Genomic DNA, 22647 nt, shown 5'->3' with positions numbered 1-22647 from the left:
CGCCGGTAGTCCGGCGCGCTCTGCCAGCTTTCCTCATTTGCGCTGTGACGAGGCGCCTCCTCATCGTCACGCAACATACCGTGGCCCGCGAGCATCAACGATGCCAAACCAACGTTAAAGATGTTCATTCGCATGGCCTTTTCCTCCCAGACCAGCACATTGTTGCGAGACGGGCGTTATTCGGCCCGTCTCTGCGACTTTATCTGGTAACGGCGTGGGAGGCTTTAAAGGCCTGAGGCTTCAGCCTTCCTGGCGGTAGTTCGGCGCTTCGCGTGTGATGGCGACATCGTGCACATGGCTCTCGCGCAGGCCCGCCCCGGTGATGCGGCGGAACTTCGTGCCCGTCTGCAGAGCGGAGATTGTGGCAGCGCCGGTATAGCCCATGCCCGCGCGCAAGCCGCCCACGAGCTGGTGGACCACGGCGGCCATCGGCCCCTTATAGCCCACGCGGCCCTCGATGCCTTCCGGCACCAGCTTCAGAGAATCCTTGATCTCCTGCTGGAAATAGCGGTCGGCCGAGCCACGCGCCATGGCGCCCAGGCTGCCCATGCCGCGATAGGACTTGTAGGACCGCCCCTGGTAGAGGAACACCTCGCCCGGCGCTTCGTCGGTCCCGGCCAGCATGGAACCGACCATCACCGCGTCCGCGCCAGCGGCCAGGGCCTTCACCATGTCGCCCGAGGCGCGGATGCCGCCATCGGCGATGGCCGGCACGCCATGGGCGCGGCAGAGGGCCGCGGTTTCCATCACGGCCGTGAACTGCGGCACGCCGACACCGGCCACCACGCGTGTGGTGCAGATGGAGCCAGGGCCGATGCCGACCTTGATGCCGTCCGCCCCCGCGTCGATCAGCGCCAGCGCGCCGTCCGGCGTAGCGACGTTGCCAGCGATGATCTGCACGTTGTTGGAGGCCTTCTTGATCCGGGCAACGGCCTGAAGCACGCCATCGGAATGGCCATGGGCGGTGTCCACCACCACCACGTCCACCCCGGCGTCGATCAGCGCGGCGGCGCGCTCGCTGCCGTCATTGCCAACGCCAGTGGCGGCGGCCACGCGCAGGCGTCCCAGCTCGTCCTTGTTGGCCAGCGGATGCGCCTCTGCCTTGTCCATGTCCTTCACGGTGAGCAGGCCGATGCAGTGGTAATTTTCGTCCACCACCAGCAGGCGCTCCAACCGGCGCTTGTGCAGGATGGCGCGAGCTTCCTCGGGCGAGACGCCCGGCCTCACCACGGCGAGGTTCTCACGCGTCATCAGCTCGTAGATCTTGGCGTTCGGGTCGCTGGCGAAGCGCACGTCGCGGTGCGTGAGGATGCCAACGAGCTTGCCATCGCGCTCCACCACGGGAAAGCCCGAAATGTTGTGCTGCTGCATCAGGGCGCGGGCATCGGCCAGGGTCTGGTCCGGGTAGATGGTGAGCGGGTTCACCACCATGCCGCTCTCGAACTTCTTCACCCGGCGGACCTCGGCGGCCTGCTGCTCGATGGTGAAGTTCTTGTGAATTACGCCGATGCCCCCCTGCTGCGCCATGGCGATGGCCATGGCGGCTTCCGTCACCGTGTCCATGGCGGCGGAGACGAGCGGGATGTTCAGCGAGATCTCACGGGTCAGCCGCGTGGTGGTGCTCACCGCGTTGGGCAGAACCTGGGAATAGGCGGGAACCAGCAAAACGTCGTCGAAGGCGAGTGCCTCCGCGATACGATCGGAGAAATCCAGCTGGAAAGAAGTGTCGGATGCCATGGCCGCGCTTTCAAAATAAGACCTTGGCGGTTCCCAATAACCGGAGCCAGCGCGCGGAGCAAGGGGGGCAGCTAACCGGGACGGAATCCGGTCGCCACCACGTACATCTCCTTCGAATCCTTGCGGCTGGCGGGAGGCTTGGCATGGCGCACGGTGCGGAAGCGCAGCTTCAGCGTGTCCAGCATGCTTTTCTCCGCACCGCCCTGGAACAGCTTGCACACAAAGGCGCCCTCAGGGGCCAGAATGTCGCAGGCGAAGGCCAGCGCCGTTTCGGCCAGGGCCATGATGCGCAGATGGTCGGTGGCGACATGCCCGGAGGTGTTGGGCGCCATGTCGGACATCACGAGATCGGCCTTGCCGCCGAGCAGCGCCTCGAGCCGCTGCTCCATGCCTTCCTCCAGGAAGTCGCCCTGGATGAACTCAGCCCCGGCCACCGGGTCGATGGGCAGCAGGTCCACGCCCACCACGCTGACCGCCCCACGGGCGAGCGCCACCTGCGACCAACCGCCAGGGGCGGCGCCGAGGTCCAGCACCCGCGCGCCCTTGGTGATGAGGTGATATTTATCGTCCAGCTCGATGAGCTTGAACGCCGCGCGCGAGCGCCAGCCCTGCGCCTTGGCGGCGGTCACGTAGGGGTCGTTGAGCTGGCGTTGCAGCCAGCGCTGGGACGATGGCGAGAGCTTGCGCGCGTTTTTGAGCCGCACCGCATCGCGGCGTGGCGGCAGGGGAGAACCGGATGTCATGCGTGAAGAAAATTCCGTTTAGGCGGGGTTACAGTGCGCATCAGCCGCATAAGCATGCCTTCGCGCAAGCCCCTATCGGCAACAACAAGCTCCGGCACCTGCCAAAGCTCATGAATTGCGGCAAAAATGGCGCAGCCGGGTAGAACGAAATCCACCCGCTCCTGGCCTATGCACGGGTGGCGACTCAATCCCTCACGGCCCAAGGCGCGGGCTTCGGTCAGGGCGGCGTCCACAGCGTCACGGGTCAGGGAGATGCCATCCACCAGCCCGCGCCGGTAGCGCTCCAGCTTCAGCGATACCCCGGCCAGCGTGGTCACAGTACCGGAGGTGCCGATCATGAGCACGCCACCCCGGCGGATTTCCTCGCCAATGCGGTGCACAGCCTCGAACGGGTGGAGCATGGCGGCGATGTCGTCCACTAGCCGGGAAAAGCCGGCCGGGCTGTAGCAGCAGCTGACAGAACGCTCGGACAGCGTGACGACTCCAACCGGCAGCGAGACATAGCCGATCAGCTCAGGCGGGGCGCAGCCGTTGATCCGCACCCAGGCGATCTCCGTCGAACCGCCGCCAATGTCGAACAGCAGCGCCCGGCGACCATCGCGCGAGAGTAATGAGGCGCAGCTCTCCATCGCCAGTTCGGCTTCCTCGCGCGGGTTGATGATTTCCAGCGGCAAGCCGGTGGCCTCACGCGCGCGGGTGATGAACTCGGCGCCGTTCTCTGCTTGGCGGCAGGCCTCGGTGGCGATGGCCCGCAGCTTCAGCGGCCCGTGATTGCCCCCAGCCGCGAAGCGGCGGACACGGTCGGCGCAGATGTTGAGCGAGGCGATGGCACGGTCCATGGCCAAAGGCGAGAGCCTGCCAGTCTCATACAACCCCTCGCCCAGGCGGACGACGCGGGAAAAACTATCCAGCACATGGAAACCCTGCGCGGCTGGCGTGCCAACCAGCATCCGGCAGTTATTGGTGCCCAGATCGATGCTGCCAAACACCGGGCGACGCCAAGCGCGGCGCGAATCGGCCGTCCCGGCATGGCTTGAGGTGGAAAATTGGCTGCCCATCGTCCCTAATACTACCCGTTCATCTTAAGTATAATCGCGTTTTCAGGGGTATGGGCAAGCCAGAATTGGCCCCTCCCTCTCCCATGAGTAAAATTTATGACGCGAATATGAAGCGACAAGACTTGCCGAACGCTCCAGGCAATGCTAACAGCCCGGCACCGCCGCTGGGGGATAGTTTAGCGGTAGAACTTCCGACTCTGACTCGGACAGCCTTGGTTCGAATCCAGGTCCCCCAGCCAATGCGGCTTTATTTCCAAGACAATTCAGACACTTAGCAGACCGGCCCAACCGCTGGACCTGCCGTCTTGCCTCGACGTTCCCACAAGTGTTCCCACATCACCCGCAAGCGGTCCCTCTACCACTACCGCCGCCGGCTTCCCGGCTCGGCTGGTAATGAGATATGCCTCAGCCTCGGAACCCAGAACTACCGAGAGGCCGAACACCGGGCGGGGCTATTGGATGCAGTGTTTGATGACGCGCTACGGCAAGCGCGAGGGGCGTGCATGAGCGCCGATGCCGACCTACAGGCCATCCTGAGGGCCAATCTAAAGCAATTCCTGGACGAGGACCTGGACCGCCGGATACAGCGGGAGCCGTTCACGGCCGTTTATGACCCCACATGGGAACCTGGAGCCACGGAAACGGCCGACGAGGCGGACCTAAGGGCCATCCGCAATGCCCAGGATAGCCTGCGCCGGGACCTCAAGATGAACACGCTGGATGATCTGGTGTTGATCGCCGCCCGTCGCCTTCTCAAGAGCCACAACCTCCCTGAGGACCTGCTGGGCCGCCTTAGCTACGGCCTGCTGGAAACGGCCATCAAGGGCTGGGAGGCCGTCGAGCGCCGCACCCTGGGCACTGAACCGCTGGTGTTGTCGAACGATACCGCCACCGCCTCCACGCCCCTGCCCGCTCCCGCCATGGCCCAGCAGGCCGCCCCGTCCCCGCCAGTGCCTGCTCTGCCCCTGGCGTCCAGCTTTGCCGAGGCGTTCAGTGACTGGTGCCGGGACTCGTCCGGCTTACGCGCAGGCCCCCATAGGCAAGCCCAGGTGTCCGTGGCCATGTTCCTGGAGATCGTGGGCGACAAGCCCATTGACCAGTTCACGCCAGCAGACGGGGAACTGCTGCGGACCACCCTCCGCAAGCTGCCGGCCGTGTACCGCAAGTCCCCCAAGGACAAGGGCAAGTCTATTCAGACCATCATAGACGAGGCGCCACCTGATGCCCCAAAGCTGGCGGAAAAGACCATCAAGCGCCATTTCTGGGCCGCCTCGCGGTTCTTTGAGTTCCTGACCGAGACCGGCAGGCTCCCGCGCACCCACCAGAACCCCGTCCGTGGCTTCACGTTCAAGGCCAAGGGGCCAGCGCGGACCCAGAACGACATGTGGTCAGGTGATGAACTGGTGAAGCTGTTCGCCGCGCCCATCTGGACGGGCTGCAAGCGGACCCGCCGGGCCGAACAAGGGGATGAGATAATCCGGGACGCCCTGTTCTGGCTCCCGCTGCTGGGCCTGTACCACGGCAACCGCCTGGAAGAGTTCGCCCAGCTTCGCCGCTCGGACGTGGGCCAGGAGGACGGCGTTTGGTTCCTCAACATCACCGACGAGGACGGCCGGTCCATCAAGAACGAGCAGTCCCGCCGCAAGGTGCCCCTGCACTCCGAACTCATGCGGATGGGCTTCCTCCAGTACGTGGAGGCCACCGCCCCGGCCCCCAAGGACTCACTGTTCCCCGAACTTAAGCCTGAGGGGGTGGATAGTAAGCTAGGCTACAAAATCACCAAGCAGTTCACCCGTTACCGGCAGATTATTGGCGTGTACCGGAAGGGCCTGAACTACCACTCATTCCGCCATGGGGTGACCACCAAGCTATATGCGGCGGACGTGAACGAGGGCTGGATTGACCTTCTGACGGGTCATGAAGGCGGCGGGGAGAGCCGGAAAAGGTACCTTAAGGGCGTGCCCATGCCCAAGCTGAAAGAAGCCATAGAAAAGGTGACGTGGCCCGAATTGGACCTGTCGGGGCTGTATGTTGACGGCATGTGACGGATGGAGAGGTTATCCTCCCCTTGGAGCGTCACGCCGGCTTATCGCATTGCGTGCCCCTTCAGGTAGGCTATCATAAATCGCTTGGGCTTGCTTTGGGGCCGTAATCAACTGCTCAGCAATCAAGTTAATCAGCAAAAACAAGGTTGCAGCACTTTGCGGATCGTCAGTTAAGTCAAGTTGTCCCGGGTGAACCGCGTTATTACCGATGACCCGTACAGCATCCAGGGCTTGCTGTACCGCAGGTAACAGCCCTCGCTGAACCAGCGCTCCAATGTCTGTATCCAAGTGCCTTCCAGGCAAACCTAGGTGTTGACAAATTTTTTGAATGGCGAGTCTCAATAACGCAGCAGCGCCCCTAGGAGATCGTGAAAGTATCGCCGCTGCCTCTTGGTAATCCGCACGAATGCCGTCTGGAATGTCAGAGTTAGGTGGTGGGGCACTACCGGACGAAGGGTACGACATAATTCCGTCATGCCAAAACACCACCCCCTCACAGTGGTCGCAAAGCGAAACTTCCCACCGCCCCGCACTGATAGGCAAGGTGTTCACCCCCCCATGTGCCCCGTGGTATAATTGCCCTGTATATTGCTTCGCGTATGCGTGACAGTGGGGGCAATTATATGCGCTGCCCCCGTACACAGGAGCGGTAAATGGTATTGCCATCAAAATAGTGCCTTTTAAGCTTAGCTCTAGATAGAGAGCTGAAACTGTACCGTTAATCAAGGCCCAGGTCTGTGTGGTGGCGGCACGTACCCACCCCTCCCCCGTAACCCTCTTCAACTTCCAGGACCGCGCCCAGGTCCGCGTGGTGACCATTGACGACGCGCCTTGGTTTGTCGCGGCTGACGTGTGCCGGGCGCTGGGCCGTGGCAATCCCGCGAACGCCCTCGCCGCTTTAGACCCGGACCAGAAGGGCATTACAAGTTGTAATACCCTTGGTGGCCTCCAGCGCCTAAGCGTCGTTTCCGAAAGCGGCGTGTACGTCCTCGTAATGCGTGCCCAGCGCATGGGTCTGGCCCGCGAGTTCCAGGACTGGGTGACCCGTGAGGTCCTTCCCAGCCTCCGCAAGTCCGGCGGGTACATCGCTGGCCAGGAAAAGGTGGCGAGCGGGGAAATGTCGGACCTGGAGTTCCTGGCCCGGGCCGCGCAGGTCAGCCAGCGGGTCCTGGAGGACATGAAGGACAAGCTGGCCAACGCCAAAAGTGCCAATTTTCCTCACTATTGCTGGAACACTCTCACCTCCACCGCCCCCACCGTCACCACCCAGTCCGGTAAGGCCGTGACCACCAGCCGCGCCGTGGCCGAGTATTTCGGCAAGCAGCACAAGCACGTCCTGCGGGACATTGACGCCCTCCAGTTCCAGGCCGGTGGACCCCTGCCCAATTTTGGACCGGGGTACTTCACCACCCCCAGCACCGGAACGCAGCAGCACCGCGAGTACACCATGGACCGCGATGGTTTCGCGCTGCTGGCCATGGGCTTCACGGGCGCCCGCTGCGTGGTCTCCGCAAGCACCTCGTTAGCCGCCAGCAGGGCCTGGGCCATTAACGCCTCGCGGCTTACCGGCACCGGCTGGACGGCCTGCCCGTACCCGCCCGTTTTACGGATGGACGGGATGACCTCGGCGGTGATCCACCGCTTGAAGGTGCGGGCCTCAGGTTTCCGGCTGGTCAGGATCAGGGAGTAAAGGCCGGACTCGTTGATGATGGTGAGTTTCTGCGCCCCGCCAAGGGTATCAACAATGCTGACACCCTTTTCCTCGTCATCCAGGCGGCGAATGGCCATCGGCCCGTTGCCGATCTCCAGCACGCGGCACACGTCAGCAGCCACAAACCACGGCTCGGTGCCGCGCAGGACCATGCGTACCTGGAGGCCCTGGAAGGAATAGGGGCCTTTATAAGTGAGTTTTACTTAATACAAGCTGCCCAAGCCAATAGCACAGCACCAGCAAGATGCGGCCTTCAAGCGTGACGCACGCAATCCAAAAAGCTCGCCTACTACGACTTGAAATGCCCAAAAGCGGTGGAAGTAAGGGCGTCTTGGTGTGGTGCGTTAAGTAGTGCTCATTAAGACGGCGATCTTCTTCACCCAAAAAGATGGTAAGAACAAGCATCACCACGACTGCGGCAATTATCCATAGCCCCGCAACCCTAATTTCTAATATGCCCTGCTGTCCGCTCCAGTTTAAAACTAATGGGGCAAGAGAACTAAGACCTCCTGATAAACCAAGCATGGCAATAGCCTGTCTTAGGCAAGCATCCATACGTTCCCAATAGTAGCGATGGATTTCAATCTGCTCTATCAGTTCGGGCCTGAGTTTGCCGCGTTGGGGCATCATATTTTTCCTGATCAACATTCAGCATCATGCGGTGCCCCCCCCCCTTACGAGGGCGTCCTTTCCGCTTAGAAAAGGATGATAAGGGCGTAACAAGTAGTGACGCTAAGGACACCACTAAGCGATTAAGGCGCCGTGCCCTTCCATTCGTTGAAGGTCATGATCTTGTCAGGTTGCAGCCCATCCTTCTCGCGTTCCGTGTTAATCTGCTCAGTCTTAACGACATAATCAGAATAATGCTGATGGTCTTCTGAGTTCAGCACCATTTGCGGGATGCACCCGGGCAGCGTGGCCAGGAGCGGCAGGACAACCAAGGACCGGGCGGCGATACGGGAAAACTTAAGCATCAATCATCCATCAAATTACAAAATGAGCGGCCAGAGGCCATGATCCCGCCCCGTCGCGCTCAACAATAAGCTGTTCATACAGGCCAACCTTACCACTTAAAAGTGTCCACGGCCCTGCTGACTGGAAAACGCCCCAAATTCAGCGACGTTGCGCCGCCGCGCGTGAATCCCGGATTATTCATCCAGATCAAAGCCTTCTGCGCGTTAAGTGCCAATTTTCCTCCCTATTGCTGGAACACACCTCCAGCCCCTTCCACATTTCCACTCCGATCCTGCCGTCCCAGCCCTGAGCCAGCGTCTAACCGGCACCGCTTTTCGGCCTCCGCTTGGGCCTGCCGGTTTTGGGATCGTATCGTCATCAATCCGGCAGAGTGTTCCTAGGGCTTTCCCGAAAACATGCCCAACTTCCCCCCCCCCCCCCTTAGAGAAAAGCCCGCCCACGTGGCCCGCTTCTCGGCCTCCCATCCATCCAGGAAACCCCAACCATGTCTCTGACAATCCTGCCCGCTTCTCCCATCGTCACCATCAAGTCCGGCAAGGCCGTCACCACCAGCCGCGCCGTGGCCGCGTATTTCTTGAAGGACCACAATCATGTCCTGCGGGATATTGACGTTTTGATTGCATCCGCCCCGGCATGTGCGTCCAATTTTGGACTGACATGGGAACACGTCCCAATGCCTCGCGGCGGCGTGCGCCAAGCCCGCTTGTTCGAGATGGACCGCGACGGTTTCACGCTCCTGGCCATGGGCTTCACCGGGGCTGAGGCGTTAAAGTTCAAGCTGGCCTACATCGCAGAGTTCAACCGCATGGAGGCGGCCCTGAATGATGCCCGCCAGCAGAACACCCCGGCGGCGGCGGTGGACCTGAACAACCCGCACGTCCTACGCGGCCTGCTGCTGGACTACACCGCCCAGGTGGCAGAGCGGGACGCCAAGATTGCGGAAGATGCCCCGAAGGTTCGAGTTTATGATGACCTTGTAGAGGCCAGGAACACCCTGACCTTACGGTCCGCCGCCAAGCACCTGCACATGAAAGAGAATAAGTTCATTGCGTGGCTGATGGCCAATCACTGGGTTTTCCGCACCAGAACCGGCAAACTCCAGGGGTACGCCAACCGAGAACACGCTGGGCACCTTAAGCACCTCCTGAACCATTACGAGGGGCCAGCCGGACCGAAGATGGGCCAGCAGGTCCACATTACCATGCAAGGGATCGCGGCCCTATCCCGCCGTATTCCCCCGGGACTTCGCCAGTAAGCCCTGCTTGGGCAACGACGCGGGCACACAGGTACGCGAGCAGGCGGACGCCTCCTGTCCTTCGGCCATGCTGAACAAGCCAACAAGCCACCACCAGCCCGACACCTCGGGCCATCCTCAATCCATCCATCACCAAGGAACCTAATTGCCCACATTCGACGTTCAAGGCGCCCTTGGGGCCGGGTACAGCCCGTCTCAGGTTGTCGATTACCTATCCGCCCAGCCTCAGGCCGGGTTTGACTTCTCGGGTGCCCGTAAGGCCGGCTATTCGGACCAGCAGATTCTGGACGAGTACGCCAAGGGCAACCCCAACGCATCCTCCACGTCCCCTCTCGCTGCCGCCAGGAACTCGGCTGGGTCCATTGTGTCCGGTCTGGGCAACCTCGCCACCAGTGAGGGCGAATGGAGCAACGCGCACCTGTCCGGCAACGGCCTGGGTGCGACCATTGGCCGTGACCTTCTCGCTCCCGGCTCTGACCCGAACGCGCCCGGCGCCATGGCCCTCTCGGCCGGGCAGGCTCTGCGCGGTGCTGGGCAGTCCATTGCCGGGTCCCAGCAGTATGATGGGCAGTCCATCCACCGCCTGGGCGCGGACCTTGCCCGGGGCAACCTGGGCGGGGCGGCTTATGACGCGGCCGGTGGCTTGGCCTCGGCGGCGCCCTACGCTGCTGCCGCTCTGGTGCCCTACGCTGGCCCGGCGGCCCTCGGCGCCTCTGGGGCCGGTAACACCATCCAGGACCGTGTGGTGGCCAATGGCGAGAACGCGCCGTCCGCTGGTGACCTGCTGGCGGGCGGGGCCTCCGCTGCCCTTAACGCTGGCCTTGGCCCCCTGTCCCGGGGCGTTATGGGACCGGCGGGCGCTCCGGTTATGTCGTCCATCTCCAACCCCATCGCCCGTGCAGGTGCCCGACTCGGCCTTTCGGGCCTGTCCGGTGCCGCTGTAGGCGCGGGCAATACCGCTCTGTCCGGCAACGCGGACCCCAGCACGCTCCTGAACGCGGCCGTGGAAGGGGCCGGCACTGGTGCCCTGGCGGCTGGTGCCACGGGAGCCATCGGGTCCGGTAAGGACGCGCTGGGCAACTGGCGCTTGGCCTCTCAGGCCGGCCCGGACGTGCAGGCTTACGCTAAGGCCAGCAGTGACTGGACGGCGGCCATGGACCAGCAGCGTCAGGCCGTCATGCGGGATAATCCGAACCTTGCCCCCGAGCAGGTTGACGCGGTGGCCCAGCAGCGTGCCCAGCAGGCCGGTGCGACCCCACCCACCTATGACCAGCTTACGCCGTCCGCCCAGCGCGGTCTGGCCCAGATGGGTGTCCTGCAACTGTATCAGCAGCGCCTACAGGCCGGGTCCACGAACATGGGCAAGGACCCCAGCGACCTGAACCCCTCCACGGTGTTCAAGGACGTGCTTGGGGACCTGACCAGCAACCTGAACCAGACCGGGGACCTGCTGGTCCGCTCAGGCCAGATCACGGCCGACCAGGGCAAGCTGTTCCAGCAGGCCGTGGCCGAGGCCCAGAAGGGCAACCGGAACCCGGGCGCTGGCGGTGCTGACCTCGGGTACTTCGACACGCTCAGGGACAAGGTGGCGGGCCTTCCGGTGGATCAAGCCACCCGGAACACGCTGCTGCTAAACCTCCAGATGGCTGACATTGCCGAGGACAACTCTTGGAAACAGGCGTCCATGGGGCCGCTGGAGAAGAACGCCAAGATGGCCAGCGGGGCCTTAGGCAGCGGTCTCGGCTTCCTGCTTGGCACTGCTGCGGGCGCCCATACGGGTATGCCTGGGCTGGAGGAATTTGGTATTCAGATGGGCGGCCTAGGCGGTTACGCGAAGGACGCCATGGTCCGTTCTGGCCTCCGTAGTCTCGACCAGCTCATGGGCAACCAGCTTCCGCCCATCCTCCGCAATCAGGCCCAGGTGGAGCAATACGCGGCCCAGAACGGCCTCCAGGCGGGTGGTGCCCCCGGTGACCTCATGGCCCTTCAAGGCAACCTCCAGTCCCAGGTAGCGGGCCAGCAGGCGGCGCAACAGGCCGCTAAGGCCGCGCAGGCTCCCGTCCCGCTCTCCCCGGTCCAGAAGGGCCAGCAGCAGGCCGCCACGTCCCTAGCCGCCACCATCGGGCGCTTTGGTCCTGACCATCCGCTTGGGATGCAGGCCATGCAGGACTTGAACGGCATGGGTCAGCAACAGCTCATCGCTCAGGCTCTGGCCCGCTACAACGGCCTAGGCGGCCTTCGGGGCGTGCAGGACCAGATGACGGCCCAGCAGGCCACGATGGATGCAGCCCAGGCCATGGCGGCCCTCAAGGCCAAGCAGGCCGCGCAGGGTAACGCGCAGGCGGTGAAGGATGACGCTACCGTGGCCCGGCTGAACGGGGCGGCGGCCAAGTCCCAGCTTCGGCAAGCCTACGGGGAAAATCCAGGCAATATGCCTAACGTCCCCGGTACGGTCCCGATGGCCCAGGCAAGCGTACCTCAAGGCCCGTCCTCGGCCCCATCGGCTGCCATGAGCCTCCTGAACGCAGCCCTGAACAAGCAGGCGGCCCAGAAGCAGGCGGCGGCCACCGCTCAGACCGACAACATCAAGTCCGCGTTCCCGGTCCTGGGCACGGCATGGCAGAACGCCATATCCAAGAACACCGGCTTGCCCGTCTCGTTCATCCAGGACCATCTCCAGGGCCTCGTGGACAACGGCCAGCTTCCGGCGGACCTACACCAGACCATCACGAACGCGGACACGCTCCCGGGGCCGGACTACCACCGCCTGGGCGACTACTTCCAGGGTCTGGCTGGCTCCCCGGACGCTCCCGACGCTTCGGCGCCTGCTGCAAGCTCTGGTCCCGATACCAGCGGGGTCAGGAACAAGCAGTCCTACGCGGCGAACCTTCGGGCCGCTGATCGTATCCACCAGGACGTTCTGACCCGTAACCCGGACTTGGCCGACAAGGCTAACGCTCTGGCCGCGATTAAGACCGTGGAAGGACGCCAGCAGGCCCTGGCTGGGTGGCTGGCAGCGGAAACAGACCCGGCCGAGCAGGCCCGCCTGGAGGAAGTCCTGGGGCCTATGACGCAATTTGGGTGGAAACCCAGCAGCGGGACGCCTGACCCGCGCATTATCGCATCTTCGGGCGCCAAAGCAGCCCTGAACGGCACCGCCGGGGCACCGCCGGCAAGCAGCGTGGTCTTGCGGGCTGGGCTGGGCTTGCGCCCTGGGCACTGATCTCCAGCCCCGCACCACGCCCCGGCGTACCGAGCACGGCCTGACCTCCTGAATATCCGGCTACCCTTATCAATTCATCCATCATCAACACACTGAAAGGCACCATTATGGTCCAAACCGTATCCCCGCCCGGCCATCCTCGGCCTCTGCATCTCCTGGTCACAGGGCCGGCTGAATAGTGTCTGACGCCTTCACGGCACCGGGTGGGGACCAGTTCCTCCTGCCCGGTACTGACCCCTCTATCGGCATGTGGCTGGCCGCTGGCCCCATGGCCGAGAGCGGCGGGCAGGCAAACGCCCAGAACCCGTCCAGTTCCGCCTCGGGCCTGTTCCAGTTCACTGACCCCACATGGTCCGGCCTCGTCAACCAGTACGGGTCCAAGTACGGCCTCACCGCGTCCGGCAAGGACGATCCGGGCCAGCAGTACAAAGCTGCCCAGCTTATTGCCCAGAACGAGTACCTTCCGGCCCTCCAGTCCATAGGCGTGAACAGCCCCAGCCCTGACGATTACGAGCAGGTCCATTTCTGGGGTGTTCCTAACTTCAAGAAACTGGCGGGCGCGGCGAGTCCTGACACGCCCCTTAAGGCCGTGCTGGGTGACCAGTTCCAGTCCGTTTATGGTCCGAACGCTTCCCTGTTCGGCAACAACCCCAACGTCACCGTGGCCCAGGCGGGCGCAGCGGTGGACCGACACTTACCTGGAGGATCAACCAACATGCTCCCACCGTTCATGGGCGGGTCCTATCAGGGCCAGCAGATGCCCCCTGGGGCGGCCGGCGGCGGCGCCGTTCCCGTTCCCGCTCAAAACCAACACCAACAGCAACCCCCGGGCCAGCAGGCTACCGACCCGTCCCAGATGGCCCCGGTTCAGGCCCAGCAGGCCCCGCTGGCCCAGGCCGATGGGTGGATTAACTCCCCGTCCATGATCCAGCGGCTGTTCGGGATGAAGAACAACCCGTCCAGCATGTTCTCACGCGCCAACCTCTTGCGTATGGCGTCCGGGTTCGGTGCTGGGAACCCGAACGGCGAAGGCTTCGCCAACGCGGCCAGTGCGCTCCTGGGCGGTGTCCAGCAGGATTTCCAGAACCAGCAGTCCGGGCAGCAGATGCAGCAGACGGGGCAAATGGACCAAGCCGAGATTGGCATGGACCGCCAGCGTACCCAGTCTGGGATAATCGCCTCCGCCGCGCCCTTGATCGAGATGGGATATTCCCCGGACCTTGTGTTCAAGATTGCGTCCGGCGGCATGTCCGCGCAGCAGGCCGCGCAGGTCCTGGCGAACGCGCCTCAGCCCCTGGGCCGGGTGGCCTATGGTGACGTGTGGCGGTCCTCGGATGGCACCTCATACCAGCAGCTTAACCGGCCCTACGGTGCCCCCATGTTCGAGAACATGAACACGGGGAAGATGGTCAACACCCTGCCGCCCGATGCCAACCGCGCCCAGGACCCGGCCATTAAGACCAATCAGGTGGACGACGCGAACGCCGAGAACGCGGCCTATAACTCCTACACGTCCGCGAACAACGAAATGGGCACCTTGGGGCAGCTTCGGGGCGTGCTGGGTCAGGTTAAGCCCGGCTCATCCCTTGGCGACGTGGTGACCCGCAACATTTCCCAGCTTACGGGCATGACCGTGAACGGGAACGACCCGGCCGCCCAGCAGTACGCTAACGGCCTGTTCCAGCAGCTTGCCGGCGCCCGTATTCAGATGCTGCGGGGCCTCGGCCGCCTGGACCTGCCCGAGGTCAAGAACGCGATGGCATCCGGCGCGAACTGGATGGACAACCCTCAGGCCCTCAATACGATCCTTTCGTACCGAGAGGCCCAGCTACAGTACGCGCAGGACCAGTACGACGCTTGGCAGCAGTCCAGTCCGCAAGATCAAGCGAACGGGTACCGGGCGTTCTCCTACAACTGGGCCAAGAGCAACCCCTTCAACGACTACGCCACCAACTACATCAAGGCCCACGCGGGCGACGACATGCAGCAGCAAGGGCCGGCCTCTGCACCTGTCCAGGCTGCGGGCACCGGCCAGCCCAATGCTGGGACCGGCCTAGGGCAGTTCTGGAAGTAAGGGCGGCGCAGTCCTCCCCGCTTTCCACCAACATCATCATTTCACAGGAACCCTATGTTTAATCCCCTGAAAGCTATCGGGGAGGTGGCGGCGCGTCTCATGCAAGAGGCGGCCGCTTGCTCCCAAAATGACCTTGCCGTCCGCCTGCGGGAGGGGGCCGCAACACTGCGCGGTGCCGTGGCGGCGCTGAAACGGGCCGAGGAAGCAGCGGCTCGGGCCATGCAAGCGTGAGCATCGAGAACAACACCATCCCCGGCCCGTCAGAGGGACCTCTCCAACAGGCCGCCTATGCGTCCATCCTCGCCTATTTCCATGAGCGGGGGCAGTCACCCGGCCCTAACCACCGGAACGCCATTGCTCAGGTTCTGGATACGCTGGAGCGTATGGCCAACGGCCAAGCCCGCCCCGTGGTCTATGTCTCAGCAATGGACCCGGGATGCGGCAAAACCACCTGTCTGGTTCATTTCGCCAAGGCCCTGGTGGCGTCCCCAGATCACCGCGCGGCGGGGATGATCGTTTTTGTGGGGCGTGTAGCGGAAGCCGAAGCGATGGCCCGCGAGATGACCCGCCAAGGCATCGGGCACGCGGTAGCGGTATGGACGGCCGATGATGCCGCGAACGCCCTGAGCGGTGCCCAGTCCCATGACAAGGCCCAAATCCTCATCGTTACCCAGCAGCGGGTGGACCGGATGCTCTCCCGCTCCCGGCTCTTCGCGGACGTGGCGCAACTGCACTACCTAGGCCGGCCGCGCATGGTTCGCGCATGGGACGAGGCGTACCTGCCCGGGCTTCACGTCGCCATCGGGGACGAGGCAATCCTGGGCGTCCTGCAACACCTGCCCAGGCGCATGACCGACCTAAAGGCTGCGTTACGGCGCTTTGCGGATGACCTGACGGCGGCGGGCCATAATGAACCCATCGCCATCCCTGACTTCCAGAAGCACGTTGACCAGCCACTACAGGACCTTGCGGACAGCATCCCCCGCGCCACCCGGGCGGCGGACGTGCTGCGGGGGCTTGCACTTGTCGGGGGTACGCTTGGGCGCGTGTCCAAGCAGGACGGCAAGATGGGAACGCTGGTAAGCTATGGCGACACCCGGCCCGATGACTTCGCGCCCGTCATCGTCCTGGACGCCTCGGCCCGTGTCCGTCACACGTACAGGGACATGGAAGCGCACCGGGGCAATATCGTCATGCTGGAAAGCGCCACCAAGGACTACGGCCCCCTGACGGTCCATATCCGGCACACGTCAGCCACGCGGGATGCCCTTGAGGACCGCGACACACGGCAGGCGCTGGCCCAGGACATGGCGGCGCTCATCCGCTCCCGCCCCGATGAACAATGGCTAATCGTGACCCATCTACCCAGGAAGCCCTCGGCAAACTTGGCCGATGCGTTGCGCCCCTTGCTTCCCGGCATCACCGTGAAGGACGGCACGGCCAAGAGCGGGCCAGCGGAAGGTGAAGGCGGGGCAACGGTTCACATCATCACCTACGGCAACCACATGGCCACAAACCTCTACCGGGATTTCCCCAACGTCATCCTGGCTGGGGTCATGTGCGCTCCCGCCCCAGCCCACCGGGCGCTTACCCACCTAGCCCAGGACCGAAATGTGGCTGACGGGTTTTGTAGTGACCATGATCTAAGCCAGACCCACCGGGGCGAGTACGCCCACAACATACTCCAGGCGCTGTGCCGGGGGCGTGTGCGGAAGCTGGACGGCGACAACTGCCAGCCGATGAACGCCTACATCATCGCGGCACAACAGACCGGCATTGCCAAGCTGCTCCCGGTCACGTTCCCGGGCTGCGCCATCAAGGACTGGGGCGAGCGTAAGCGCCCGGTCTCGCCCAGCGTGGGTAAGGCCATCGCTTACCTGGAGGCCCAGCACGACCTGGGGGCCGTGGTGATGACCTATTCGGACCTGCAAGCCGTCACGGGTGTTAAGTCCTCAACCTTCGCCGCGCAGATTACCAGCAAGCCCGCATGGCTGGAGGCGCTGGAACGTCTCGGATGGGAACGCGCACCCGGCCAACGGGCCAGAGCGTTCATCCGTAACGTAAGCCTGAACGGGAGCCTGGAGGGCCGAAAGGTGGCCGCGTAGGCCCTGAACTTCTAGAATAACCATATACCTTTCCCAGTATCTATAGGGATGCCTTATGGTTAACCTGCTGGGCCTGGACGAGAGCGTTAACGGTTCCTACTGGGCCAGCCGACAACCATCCGTTCCCATATAGGGGACTTATCCAGAATGAAGGTTATATTGACCTTTCGGGCCTTAAAGGGACCTTTTCGGGGAGCAAGACACCAAATAACCATACACCTTTCCCAGTATCTATAGGGATGCCTTATGGTTAACCTGCTGGGCCTGAACGGAAGCGTTAAGGGAACCTTGAGGGCCTAGTCGAGTTTTTGTTGTTCAAGACCTCCTGGCTCACATAACCAGAGATTATGACGAGATATGCACGCCACGCATGACCATGTGTGTCTTGTTCAAGCTGATCCTGAACGCCCTACCCGAGCCGAGCAGGTCCTAGCCCAGGGCTGGCAAACACCTGCCCATAAGCAAGCGGCACGGCCACCGCCTGGAAACGCTAAGGGCCTGCTGGGTATCGCTCCCGGCAGGCCCGTCACGTTGGCGCATCGTCATGCCCTACCGAGGCGCCCCCACGGCAAGCAGGCCTAACGATAAGATACACCTATGCGGTGAACCCACCCAGTATATCGGCAGGGCCGAATGGCTCGGATGGCGGCGCAGGGTGATGATTCCGGAGCAAGTCGCCCATTGATTCCGAGATGATGGCGCCCCCCTATTCCGGGATATTGTCGCCCGGGTCGTTTGGGTTGAGGGCCACCTCGCTGGCTGTGTTTAAGATCGTCTCTTTGGCTGTTGCCGAGGAGGGGATTGATGCCAGCGGGGAGAGTTTGCATGCGCCATGTGCGCGAGATTTTGCGTCTGAGCCATGAGGGTGTGTCGAAGCACCAGACGGCGTGGCGTTAAAACATGGGCGAGTAAATCTCGGAATCAATGGGCGCCATCAAATCGGAATCGCTAGGCGACTTCGTCGGAATCAGCACGCAGGGGGCACGTATTCCACGTATTTGATGACCTGGATGGAATCCATATAGAACGCCAAGCCCGGGTCATCGCTCGGGAACGCCCCGATGGTGCCCTTCACGCGGATGATGGAGCCGGAACCGATGTTCAGTTCCCGTTTCACCGGATTGCCCTTGGAGTCATAGATCATGACCTTGCGGGCCTTGCCGTCCTTGTCCACGGCCTTGGTGGACCAGCGGATGAAGGACTTCTCCCCGTCCTTGGTGACCTTGATGGGCGGCTTGTCCTTCCAGACCTGCGCGGCCTTCTTGGGGCCGTAAGTGTCCACCAGGAACTCGTTCAGGTCCTGCTTGAGCTTTTCCAGGGCCTCACCTTCAAAGACCAGCGTGCAGGTGTAACTGCCGGTATCCTTGCCCTTGAACCGTGCCGTCTCGGTTAGATGACACTCGAATACCTCGCCCCACGGGGACGTGTACGCTACCCGCTCACCCATGTACCGGCTCCCCCGCGCACATGTTGGCGTCCTCTTCACCGTTTCGGGGCGCCGGTCGCGTCGGGCTACCAAAGCCCCAGGCAACGGCCACGCGCCCCAGCAGGGCCTCCCCGCCCGTGGCCATGTTCTTGATCCACCACCCAGACCGCTCATCATCCAGGTACACATGCAGCCCCAGGTTCGTGAACGGCACCGTGAAGGAAGCCTGACGGGGCAAGCCGAGGCGCGGCATGGGCGGCAGACGGAACCGGAACCGCGTGTCCGCATAGTGAAGGGCGGATGCAGGGCAAACGAGGATGGTCATTAAGCTAAACTCCTATCAGGTAACCGGGCCGCCACCGCTTTGGAACTGTGCAGCAACCCAACGGGCCATTAGGGAGCATTTCAGGAATCCCGTGTAAATACCTTCGATATTACACATAACGGGACATTCCCGCGATGGATGCCGGGCAGCAGATGCCGGCCACAAGGCACTACCGGCCAGGAGTCACGCAGAGAGTCATACAGGCACATGGGCGGGTTTCTGGTGGGGATGGTGCTGGGCACCCGGCCGACGACTCCAGCGATTCGCTACGGGGCGTGTAGGGCGTGGTGGGGTGTGAGGGGACCGGGGCGGATACCTGCACGGCTCCAGTCATGCAATTTCGGAATCGTGGTTATGCGGCCGATTCGCTCATGATTTCCCGCCACATTGCAAGCGAGGCATGGACCAGTTGAGACAACATAAAGGGGCCGCCTGAGCCGGTGTCTACAAGGATCGCTTCGGACGCGAATGGCCAACTGAACTTGGACACGCCAAACCCCAGGCGTGTGTTTCTTACATCATCAAACCCCACCTTATCCCCCGAAGGTGTGACATGCTTGGTAGCATTGGCAACGTCTCTCACAACGCCGTAATCCCAACACCGGGCCGCCAATGCTTTCCAGAAGGCCGTCCGCTCATAGTCTCCAAGTTTGTCAGGGAAACGCGGCGGTACCTGTTCAGGCAGATGCTGCTGGATGATGCTCTGGGCCATCTGGCGCCGTGCATGGATGAAGTGCTCACCCATAGCCGACAGGGCTAAACAGGCGAGGCATCCCCGCCTCATGTCATTTAGCGCCGTGATGGCCTCATGGGCAGTAGGCTCCACCACAGCGTCAAAGAACCATTGGGCAGGGTCATCTATTCGGCCCGCGTCCATCTTTCCCTCATCGAATTGTTAGAGGCGCCATGATAGCCCGCCTTTCCGTGCGGTGGAGAGAGCAGAGCAAAGCCATCCTGCGTTCTTCTAACATGCTGATTAGGAAGCAGGGACGCTGCCACCCTGGAACCGCGCATTGCGCGTATGGGGACGTTATTCGTTGTACGTGGCTTGGATTTTTACGTGAAAATGAACATCACACGACCCGGTGCGCCTCCGCCCCTTCGGTGACCCCTCGTGGCCGCAACAAGATATCATATCTTCAAAAGCGGTCTTTCGCCCTTCGATTACGGACCAACGTAGAAGCCGATCAATATCTACCCCACCGCCAGCACACCGGGGATTCGGGCAATCAATAATTGATCGAAAATAACGCTCCGTGAGGATGAAGGTTGAAGCTGCTTTCCCCCACGTGTCAGAAACCCGTACGTCAATCCGCAAAGATTTTACTTCTGGGTAGGCTTTCTGAAAGGCCATTTCTACACGCGGAAGTGCATAATTCTTTCCCGCCTCAACGTCTGACAGTTTTATATGCGGTTTGCCTGACATACTGTGATTGCCCCCACGGGAGATGACGCGCAACAATCTCGCAACACGGGGAAGAGTACCACGCCCTCCCGATTCGCGGGCGCTCTCCAGCACAGGGTTTCTAGGATCGTGCACCACGCAACATAACCCGCCGGACCGCATCAGCCGTCCAGGCCCCGCCCCTGGCCGTCTCCACGCCTTCCTCGGTCAGCCGGGCCGCAATCTGGCGCAGGGAAAGCCCTTGGCTCTGGAGATCATCCACCAGTGGCCGAACACGGGCCGCGAAGGCATCGGCTTGCTGGATACGAACCTCAGCCGCCCGTGCGGGGTCAGCCTTGGGACCTCCACGGTAACCGCCCAGGACACGCCCTCGGGCCTTTGCGGCCGCTAGGGCTGCTTTGGTCCTGGCGCTGATAAGTCCAGCCTCCAGTTCGCCCACGGCCGCCATCTGGGTTACCAGGAACTTGCCCACGGGGCCGGCGGGTATCTGGGGCATATCGCAGAACACCACACCGCCCTCCCCAGTGCCCTCCACCACGGATAACAGGAAGCGGGCATTACGGGCCAGCCGGTCCAGCTTGGCGACAATCAGCGTTGCCCCTTTCAGCTTGCAAGCCGCCAGCGCCTTGGCCAGTTCCGGGCGGTCACTACGCTTGCCGCTCTCCACCTCCACGAACGAGGCCAGGACCTTGCCGGGGTGGGCGTCCAGATAGGCGGAAACGGCCTGCTGCTGCGCCTCCAGGCCCAGACCGCTACGGCCCTGCTTCTCGGTGCTGACGCGGAAATAGGAAATGAATGTCTGCTGGGCCATGCTGTATGCTCACCGTGAATGGTCGTTGTCGGTGTTCATACGGGACACTTGAGGGAACCAGCCGAGTCTTTTTGGAATCCCTTCGATTCGCGGACTGCATACCTCCACCGCCTGACGTGCTGATACGGTCCCCCGCTGGATCATCATTCACCAGCAACGAGGAACACGCCATGTCAGACACCACCGGCCCAGCCCCGCGCCAGCGCAGGCCCCATGAGATCACCCTGAGCGAGTACAGCACGTCCATGACAATCGCGCAGGGCATCGCCTGGGGCGTGGCGGAACTGAAACGCCAGGAAGCGGGCACCATGCGGGAGGTGCAAGGTATGCTCACGGACGCCATTGCCCGGGGCATCCTGGACGGGGTGACCATGCTACGGAAAGACGAACTGGACATGCAGACGGCCATACGGGACGGGATCATGGCGGCCGTGACCATGCTGGCTCTGTATGTTGGCGTCATCGCTCTTGCTTGGTACGGCTTGTGCTGGCTGGGCACGTTCTTCCGAGCGCATTGACGCCAGACGACGACACCACCAGCACGACGCGCCGACACAACAAAACGGCCGCAACGGTCCCTAAACCGGCCAGGGTGGGGCTTTCAAAAGGATTTCAAAAAGTTCCCTAAAGCCCCCGTTGTTGTTGTTCGGCCCTGACGAGCAGTGAACGCGCCCCAGATTTTCAACGCCATGGGTCCCATCCTACCCCCACCCCGGGGGTCTAAACGTTCCTGGAAATGCCCGGGGTGACTTTTTCTGGTTCCCCCACGACCAAGAGCGGCGGATATGCTTATGTACGACTATACGACACCCGCCAGAAGAATCTGCGGACCTTGCTTTGGAGGATTAATAAGTGGGCGCCCCACCAGATCACCATTTTAGTTCTGAGATACCTGATGAATTTGACCGATGGCAAACGGTACTAGCCGAAATGAATGGAGAAAGCCCACGTGGCCAAGTATTGGTTGGGGCCGCTCTCCTAGATTCTCTGCTTGAACAATCGATATTAACCTATCTCGTTGACGTACCTAAAGCCGCTAAACTGTTAGAGGGTTTTAACGCACCACTCGGGACCTTTTCAGCCCGCGCCATTGCTGCACTTGGTCTCGGATTGGTCTCACAGGACGAATTTGAGGACCTTGATACCATCCGAAAAATCCGCAACGAGTTCGCGCATAAGACAAACATCTCCTTCGCCGACGATTGCATCCAAAAACATACGCAGAAGCTGAAACACACAATTTCAAGCCTCGGCCCCCAGCAGAGTGCAAACGGACGCTTCAAGGTAACCATTGCAAAATTAACTCTTCGCTTAACGGCTAGGCTTCGGCACATTCCACCAAGGCGTCTCAAATATACTGCTTGGCCCGATTGATCCATCTGGGCGACCCGCACGCCCTACACTGGGCCTTGACGCGTTCCCACAAATGTTTCCACATATGCCTCAGAAGCAACCTAACTGGCCTTCTAAGCATCTGATTTTATTGGAATGACGGCTGCAAAACTGGACATCCAGGTCCCCCAGCCATTTTATCTTTCAGTTTCACGGAGATAGACAGGTAGCGGCCACGGCCTCTTCTCCTGCTTGTCAAAGCCCGGCACCCTGGTATTGCTCCGCCGCGCCTGGGATGAGGGGATGACATGCTCAACGTGACGTGCTCCCCTTTTTGTTCGCGCTCAGGCGCAGTGTCTTTCCCCTTCATGCTTGATGGTTGAGGTGGTTTCAATGTGCCCTGGGGCATGCCCCAGGGCACA

18 protein-coding genes, 1 tRNA gene and 2 pseudogenes are annotated in these 22647 nt (G+C 62.1%); 10 read left to right on the top strand and 11 right to left on the bottom strand.

Annotated elements, in window-relative coordinates; genetic code table 11:
- Positions 1-240: 240 nt before the first annotated feature.
- The 3 genes from guaB to HNP71_RS02590 all read right to left on the bottom strand — a co-directional run bounded on the left by guaB (position 241) and on the right by HNP71_RS02590 (position 3538).
- Positions 241-1737 (bottom strand): IMP dehydrogenase, encoded by a 1497-nt coding sequence (guaB, locus tag HNP71_RS02600; RefSeq protein WP_183265308.1) that lies wholly within the window; start codon positions 1735-1737, stop codon positions 241-243.
- A 71-nt stretch (positions 1738-1808) separates the two neighbouring features.
- A complete protein-coding gene (locus tag HNP71_RS02595) occupies positions 1809-2480 on the bottom strand; it encodes an RlmE family RNA methyltransferase (RefSeq protein ID WP_183265307.1) in 672 nt (223 codons plus the stop codon).
- Positions 2477-3538, bottom strand: a complete 1062-nt coding sequence (locus tag HNP71_RS02590) for a Ppx/GppA phosphatase family protein (RefSeq protein WP_183265306.1) — start codon at positions 3536-3538, stop codon at positions 2477-2479. Before HNP71_RS02590 ends, HNP71_RS02595 begins: the two co-directional genes overlap by 4 nt.
- 165 nt (positions 3539-3703) lie before the next feature.
- Here HNP71_RS02590 and HNP71_RS02585 point away from each other — a divergent pair.
- The 3 genes and pseudogenes from HNP71_RS02585 (at position 3704) to HNP71_RS02580 (ending at position 5583) form a co-directional block, all read left to right on the top strand.
- Positions 3704-3777, top strand: a tRNA-Gln gene (locus HNP71_RS02585).
- A gap of 66 nt (positions 3778-3843) precedes the next feature.
- Positions 3844-4020 (top strand): annotated as a pseudogene (locus HNP71_RS14405) (DUF6538 domain-containing protein); the annotation flags it as partial.
- Between the two features lie 21 nt (positions 4021-4041).
- Complete coding sequence (locus tag HNP71_RS02580) at positions 4042-5583, top strand: site-specific integrase (protein WP_183265305.1); 1542 nt, start codon at positions 4042-4044, stop codon at positions 5581-5583.
- A 12-nt stretch (positions 5584-5595) separates the two neighbouring features.
- On the opposite strand, the gene HNP71_RS02575 is transcribed toward HNP71_RS02580, so the two are convergent.
- Entirely contained in the window at positions 5596-6048 is a 453-nt protein-coding gene (locus tag HNP71_RS02575; protein ID WP_183265304.1) for a DUF4145 domain-containing protein, read from the bottom strand.
- Positions 6049-6322: 274 nt separating this feature from the next.
- On the opposite strand from HNP71_RS02575, the gene HNP71_RS14330 reads away from it, so the two are divergent.
- A complete protein-coding gene (locus tag HNP71_RS14330; protein ID WP_343062189.1) occupies positions 6323-7273 on the top strand; it encodes a BRO family protein in 951 nt (316 codons plus the stop codon).
- Here HNP71_RS14330 and HNP71_RS02565 read toward each other — a convergent pair.
- The 3 genes and pseudogenes from HNP71_RS02565 to HNP71_RS02555 form a co-directional block, all read right to left on the bottom strand.
- Positions 7258-7446: pseudogene (locus HNP71_RS02565) on the bottom strand (BRO-N domain-containing protein); the annotation flags it as partial. The gene HNP71_RS14330 and the pseudogene HNP71_RS02565 overlap by 16 nt on opposite strands.
- A 34-nt stretch (positions 7447-7480) precedes the next feature.
- On the bottom strand, positions 7481-7942 hold the full coding sequence (locus HNP71_RS02560) for a hypothetical protein (protein WP_183265302.1): 462 nt from the start codon (positions 7940-7942) through the stop codon (positions 7481-7483).
- Between the two features lie 104 nt (positions 7943-8046).
- The gene (locus HNP71_RS02555; RefSeq protein ID WP_183265301.1) at positions 8047-8268 is read right to left on the bottom strand and encodes a hypothetical protein; all 222 of its coding nucleotides are present in this window, start codon (positions 8266-8268) and stop codon (positions 8047-8049) included.
- Between the two features lie 485 nt (positions 8269-8753).
- Between HNP71_RS02555 and HNP71_RS02550 the strand changes: the two genes are divergently transcribed.
- From HNP71_RS02550 to HNP71_RS02535, 4 genes are all read left to right on the top strand, one after another.
- Positions 8754-9524 carry a phage regulatory protein/antirepressor Ant gene (locus HNP71_RS02550; protein ID WP_183265300.1) on the top strand — a complete coding sequence of 257 codons (771 nt, stop codon included), beginning with the start codon at positions 8754-8756 and terminating at the stop codon, positions 9522-9524.
- A gap of 145 nt (positions 9525-9669) precedes the next feature.
- Complete coding sequence (locus HNP71_RS02545; RefSeq protein ID WP_183265299.1) at positions 9670-12747, top strand: hypothetical protein; 3078 nt, start codon at positions 9670-9672, stop codon at positions 12745-12747.
- A gap of 178 nt (positions 12748-12925) precedes the next feature.
- Positions 12926-14821, top strand: a complete 1896-nt coding sequence (locus tag HNP71_RS02540) for a lysozyme family protein (RefSeq protein ID WP_183265298.1) — start codon at positions 12926-12928, stop codon at positions 14819-14821.
- Between the two features lie 227 nt (positions 14822-15048).
- Positions 15049-16926, top strand: coding sequence for a hypothetical protein (locus tag HNP71_RS02535; RefSeq protein WP_183265297.1), 1878 nt, complete (start codon positions 15049-15051; stop codon positions 16924-16926).
- Positions 16927-17893: 967 nt separating this feature from the next.
- On the opposite strand, the gene HNP71_RS02530 is transcribed toward HNP71_RS02535, so the two are convergent.
- The 4 genes from HNP71_RS02530 to HNP71_RS02515 all read right to left on the bottom strand — a co-directional run bounded on the left by HNP71_RS02530 (position 17894) and on the right by HNP71_RS02515 (position 20893).
- Positions 17894-18373: a hypothetical protein gene (locus tag HNP71_RS02530; protein WP_183265296.1), complete on the bottom strand. Its 480-nt coding sequence runs from the start codon at positions 18371-18373 to the stop codon at positions 17894-17896.
- Positions 18366-18677 carry a hypothetical protein gene (locus HNP71_RS02525; protein ID WP_183265295.1) on the bottom strand — a complete coding sequence of 104 codons (312 nt, stop codon included), beginning with the start codon at positions 18675-18677 and terminating at the stop codon, positions 18366-18368. The genes HNP71_RS02530 and HNP71_RS02525 overlap by 8 nt, the downstream gene beginning before the upstream one ends.
- A 352-nt stretch (positions 18678-19029) precedes the next feature.
- Positions 19030-19554, bottom strand: coding sequence for a hypothetical protein (locus tag HNP71_RS02520; protein WP_183265294.1), 525 nt, complete (start codon positions 19552-19554; stop codon positions 19030-19032).
- 649 nt (positions 19555-20203) lie between these two features.
- Complete coding sequence (locus tag HNP71_RS02515) at positions 20204-20893, bottom strand: recombinase family protein (protein WP_183265293.1); 690 nt, start codon at positions 20891-20893, stop codon at positions 20204-20206.
- 170 nt (positions 20894-21063) lie between these two features.
- Here HNP71_RS02515 and HNP71_RS02510 point away from each other — a divergent pair, with 170 nt between their 5' ends.
- Positions 21064-21411: a hypothetical protein gene (locus tag HNP71_RS02510; RefSeq protein ID WP_183265292.1), complete on the top strand. Its 348-nt coding sequence runs from the start codon at positions 21064-21066 to the stop codon at positions 21409-21411.
- A 334-nt stretch (positions 21412-21745) separates the two neighbouring features.
- Positions 21746-22267, top strand: a complete 522-nt coding sequence (locus HNP71_RS02505; protein ID WP_221246598.1) for an MltR family transcriptional regulator — start codon at positions 21746-21748, stop codon at positions 22265-22267.
- The last annotated feature ends 380 nt before the right edge of the window (positions 22268-22647 follow it).

It is taken from the genome of Acidocella aromatica, assembly GCF_014201825.1.
Lineage (GTDB): Bacteria > Pseudomonadota > Alphaproteobacteria > Acetobacterales > Acetobacteraceae > Acidocella > Acidocella aromatica.
The sequence above is the reverse complement of the archived record's forward strand: the minus strand, read 5'-3'. Positions and strand labels throughout refer to the sequence as shown.

Excerpts from the sequence above, each read along its gene's own strand:
- HNP71_RS02510 (WP_183265292.1), top strand. The coding sequence starts at position 21,064 with ATGTCAGACACCACCGGCCCAGCCCCGCGCCAGCGCAGGCCCCATGAG.
- HNP71_RS02555 (WP_183265301.1), bottom strand. The coding sequence starts at position 8,268 with ATGCTTAAGTTTTCCCGTATCGCCGCCCGGTCCTTGGTTGTCCTGCCG.
- HNP71_RS02590 (WP_183265306.1), bottom strand. The coding sequence starts at position 3,538 with ATGGGCAGCCAATTTTCCACCTCAAGCCATGCCGGGACGGCCGATTCG.
- HNP71_RS02550 (WP_183265300.1), top strand. The coding sequence starts at position 8,754 with ATGTCTCTGACAATCCTGCCCGCTTCTCCCATCGTCACCATCAAGTCC.
- HNP71_RS02515 (WP_183265293.1), bottom strand. The coding sequence starts at position 20,893 with ATGGCCCAGCAGACATTCATTTCCTATTTCCGCGTCAGCACCGAGAAG.
- HNP71_RS02525 (WP_183265295.1), bottom strand. The coding sequence starts at position 18,677 with ATGACCATCCTCGTTTGCCCTGCATCCGCCCTTCACTATGCGGACACG.
- HNP71_RS02530 (WP_183265296.1), bottom strand. The coding sequence starts at position 18,373 with ATGGGTGAGCGGGTAGCGTACACGTCCCCGTGGGGCGAGGTATTCGAG.
- HNP71_RS02520 (WP_183265294.1), bottom strand. The coding sequence starts at position 19,554 with ATGGACGCGGGCCGAATAGATGACCCTGCCCAATGGTTCTTTGACGCT.
- HNP71_RS02595 (WP_183265307.1), bottom strand. The coding sequence starts at position 2,480 with ATGACATCCGGTTCTCCCCTGCCGCCACGCCGCGATGCGGTGCGGCTC.
- guaB (WP_183265308.1), bottom strand. The coding sequence starts at position 1,737 with ATGGCATCCGACACTTCTTTCCAGCTGGATTTCTCCGATCGTATCGCG.
- HNP71_RS02560 (WP_183265302.1), bottom strand. The coding sequence starts at position 7,942 with ATGTTGATCAGGAAAAATATGATGCCCCAACGCGGCAAACTCAGGCCC.
- HNP71_RS02580 (WP_183265305.1), top strand. The coding sequence starts at position 4,042 with ATGAGCGCCGATGCCGACCTACAGGCCATCCTGAGGGCCAATCTAAAG.
- HNP71_RS02575 (WP_183265304.1), bottom strand. The coding sequence starts at position 6,048 with ATGTCGTACCCTTCGTCCGGTAGTGCCCCACCACCTAACTCTGACATT.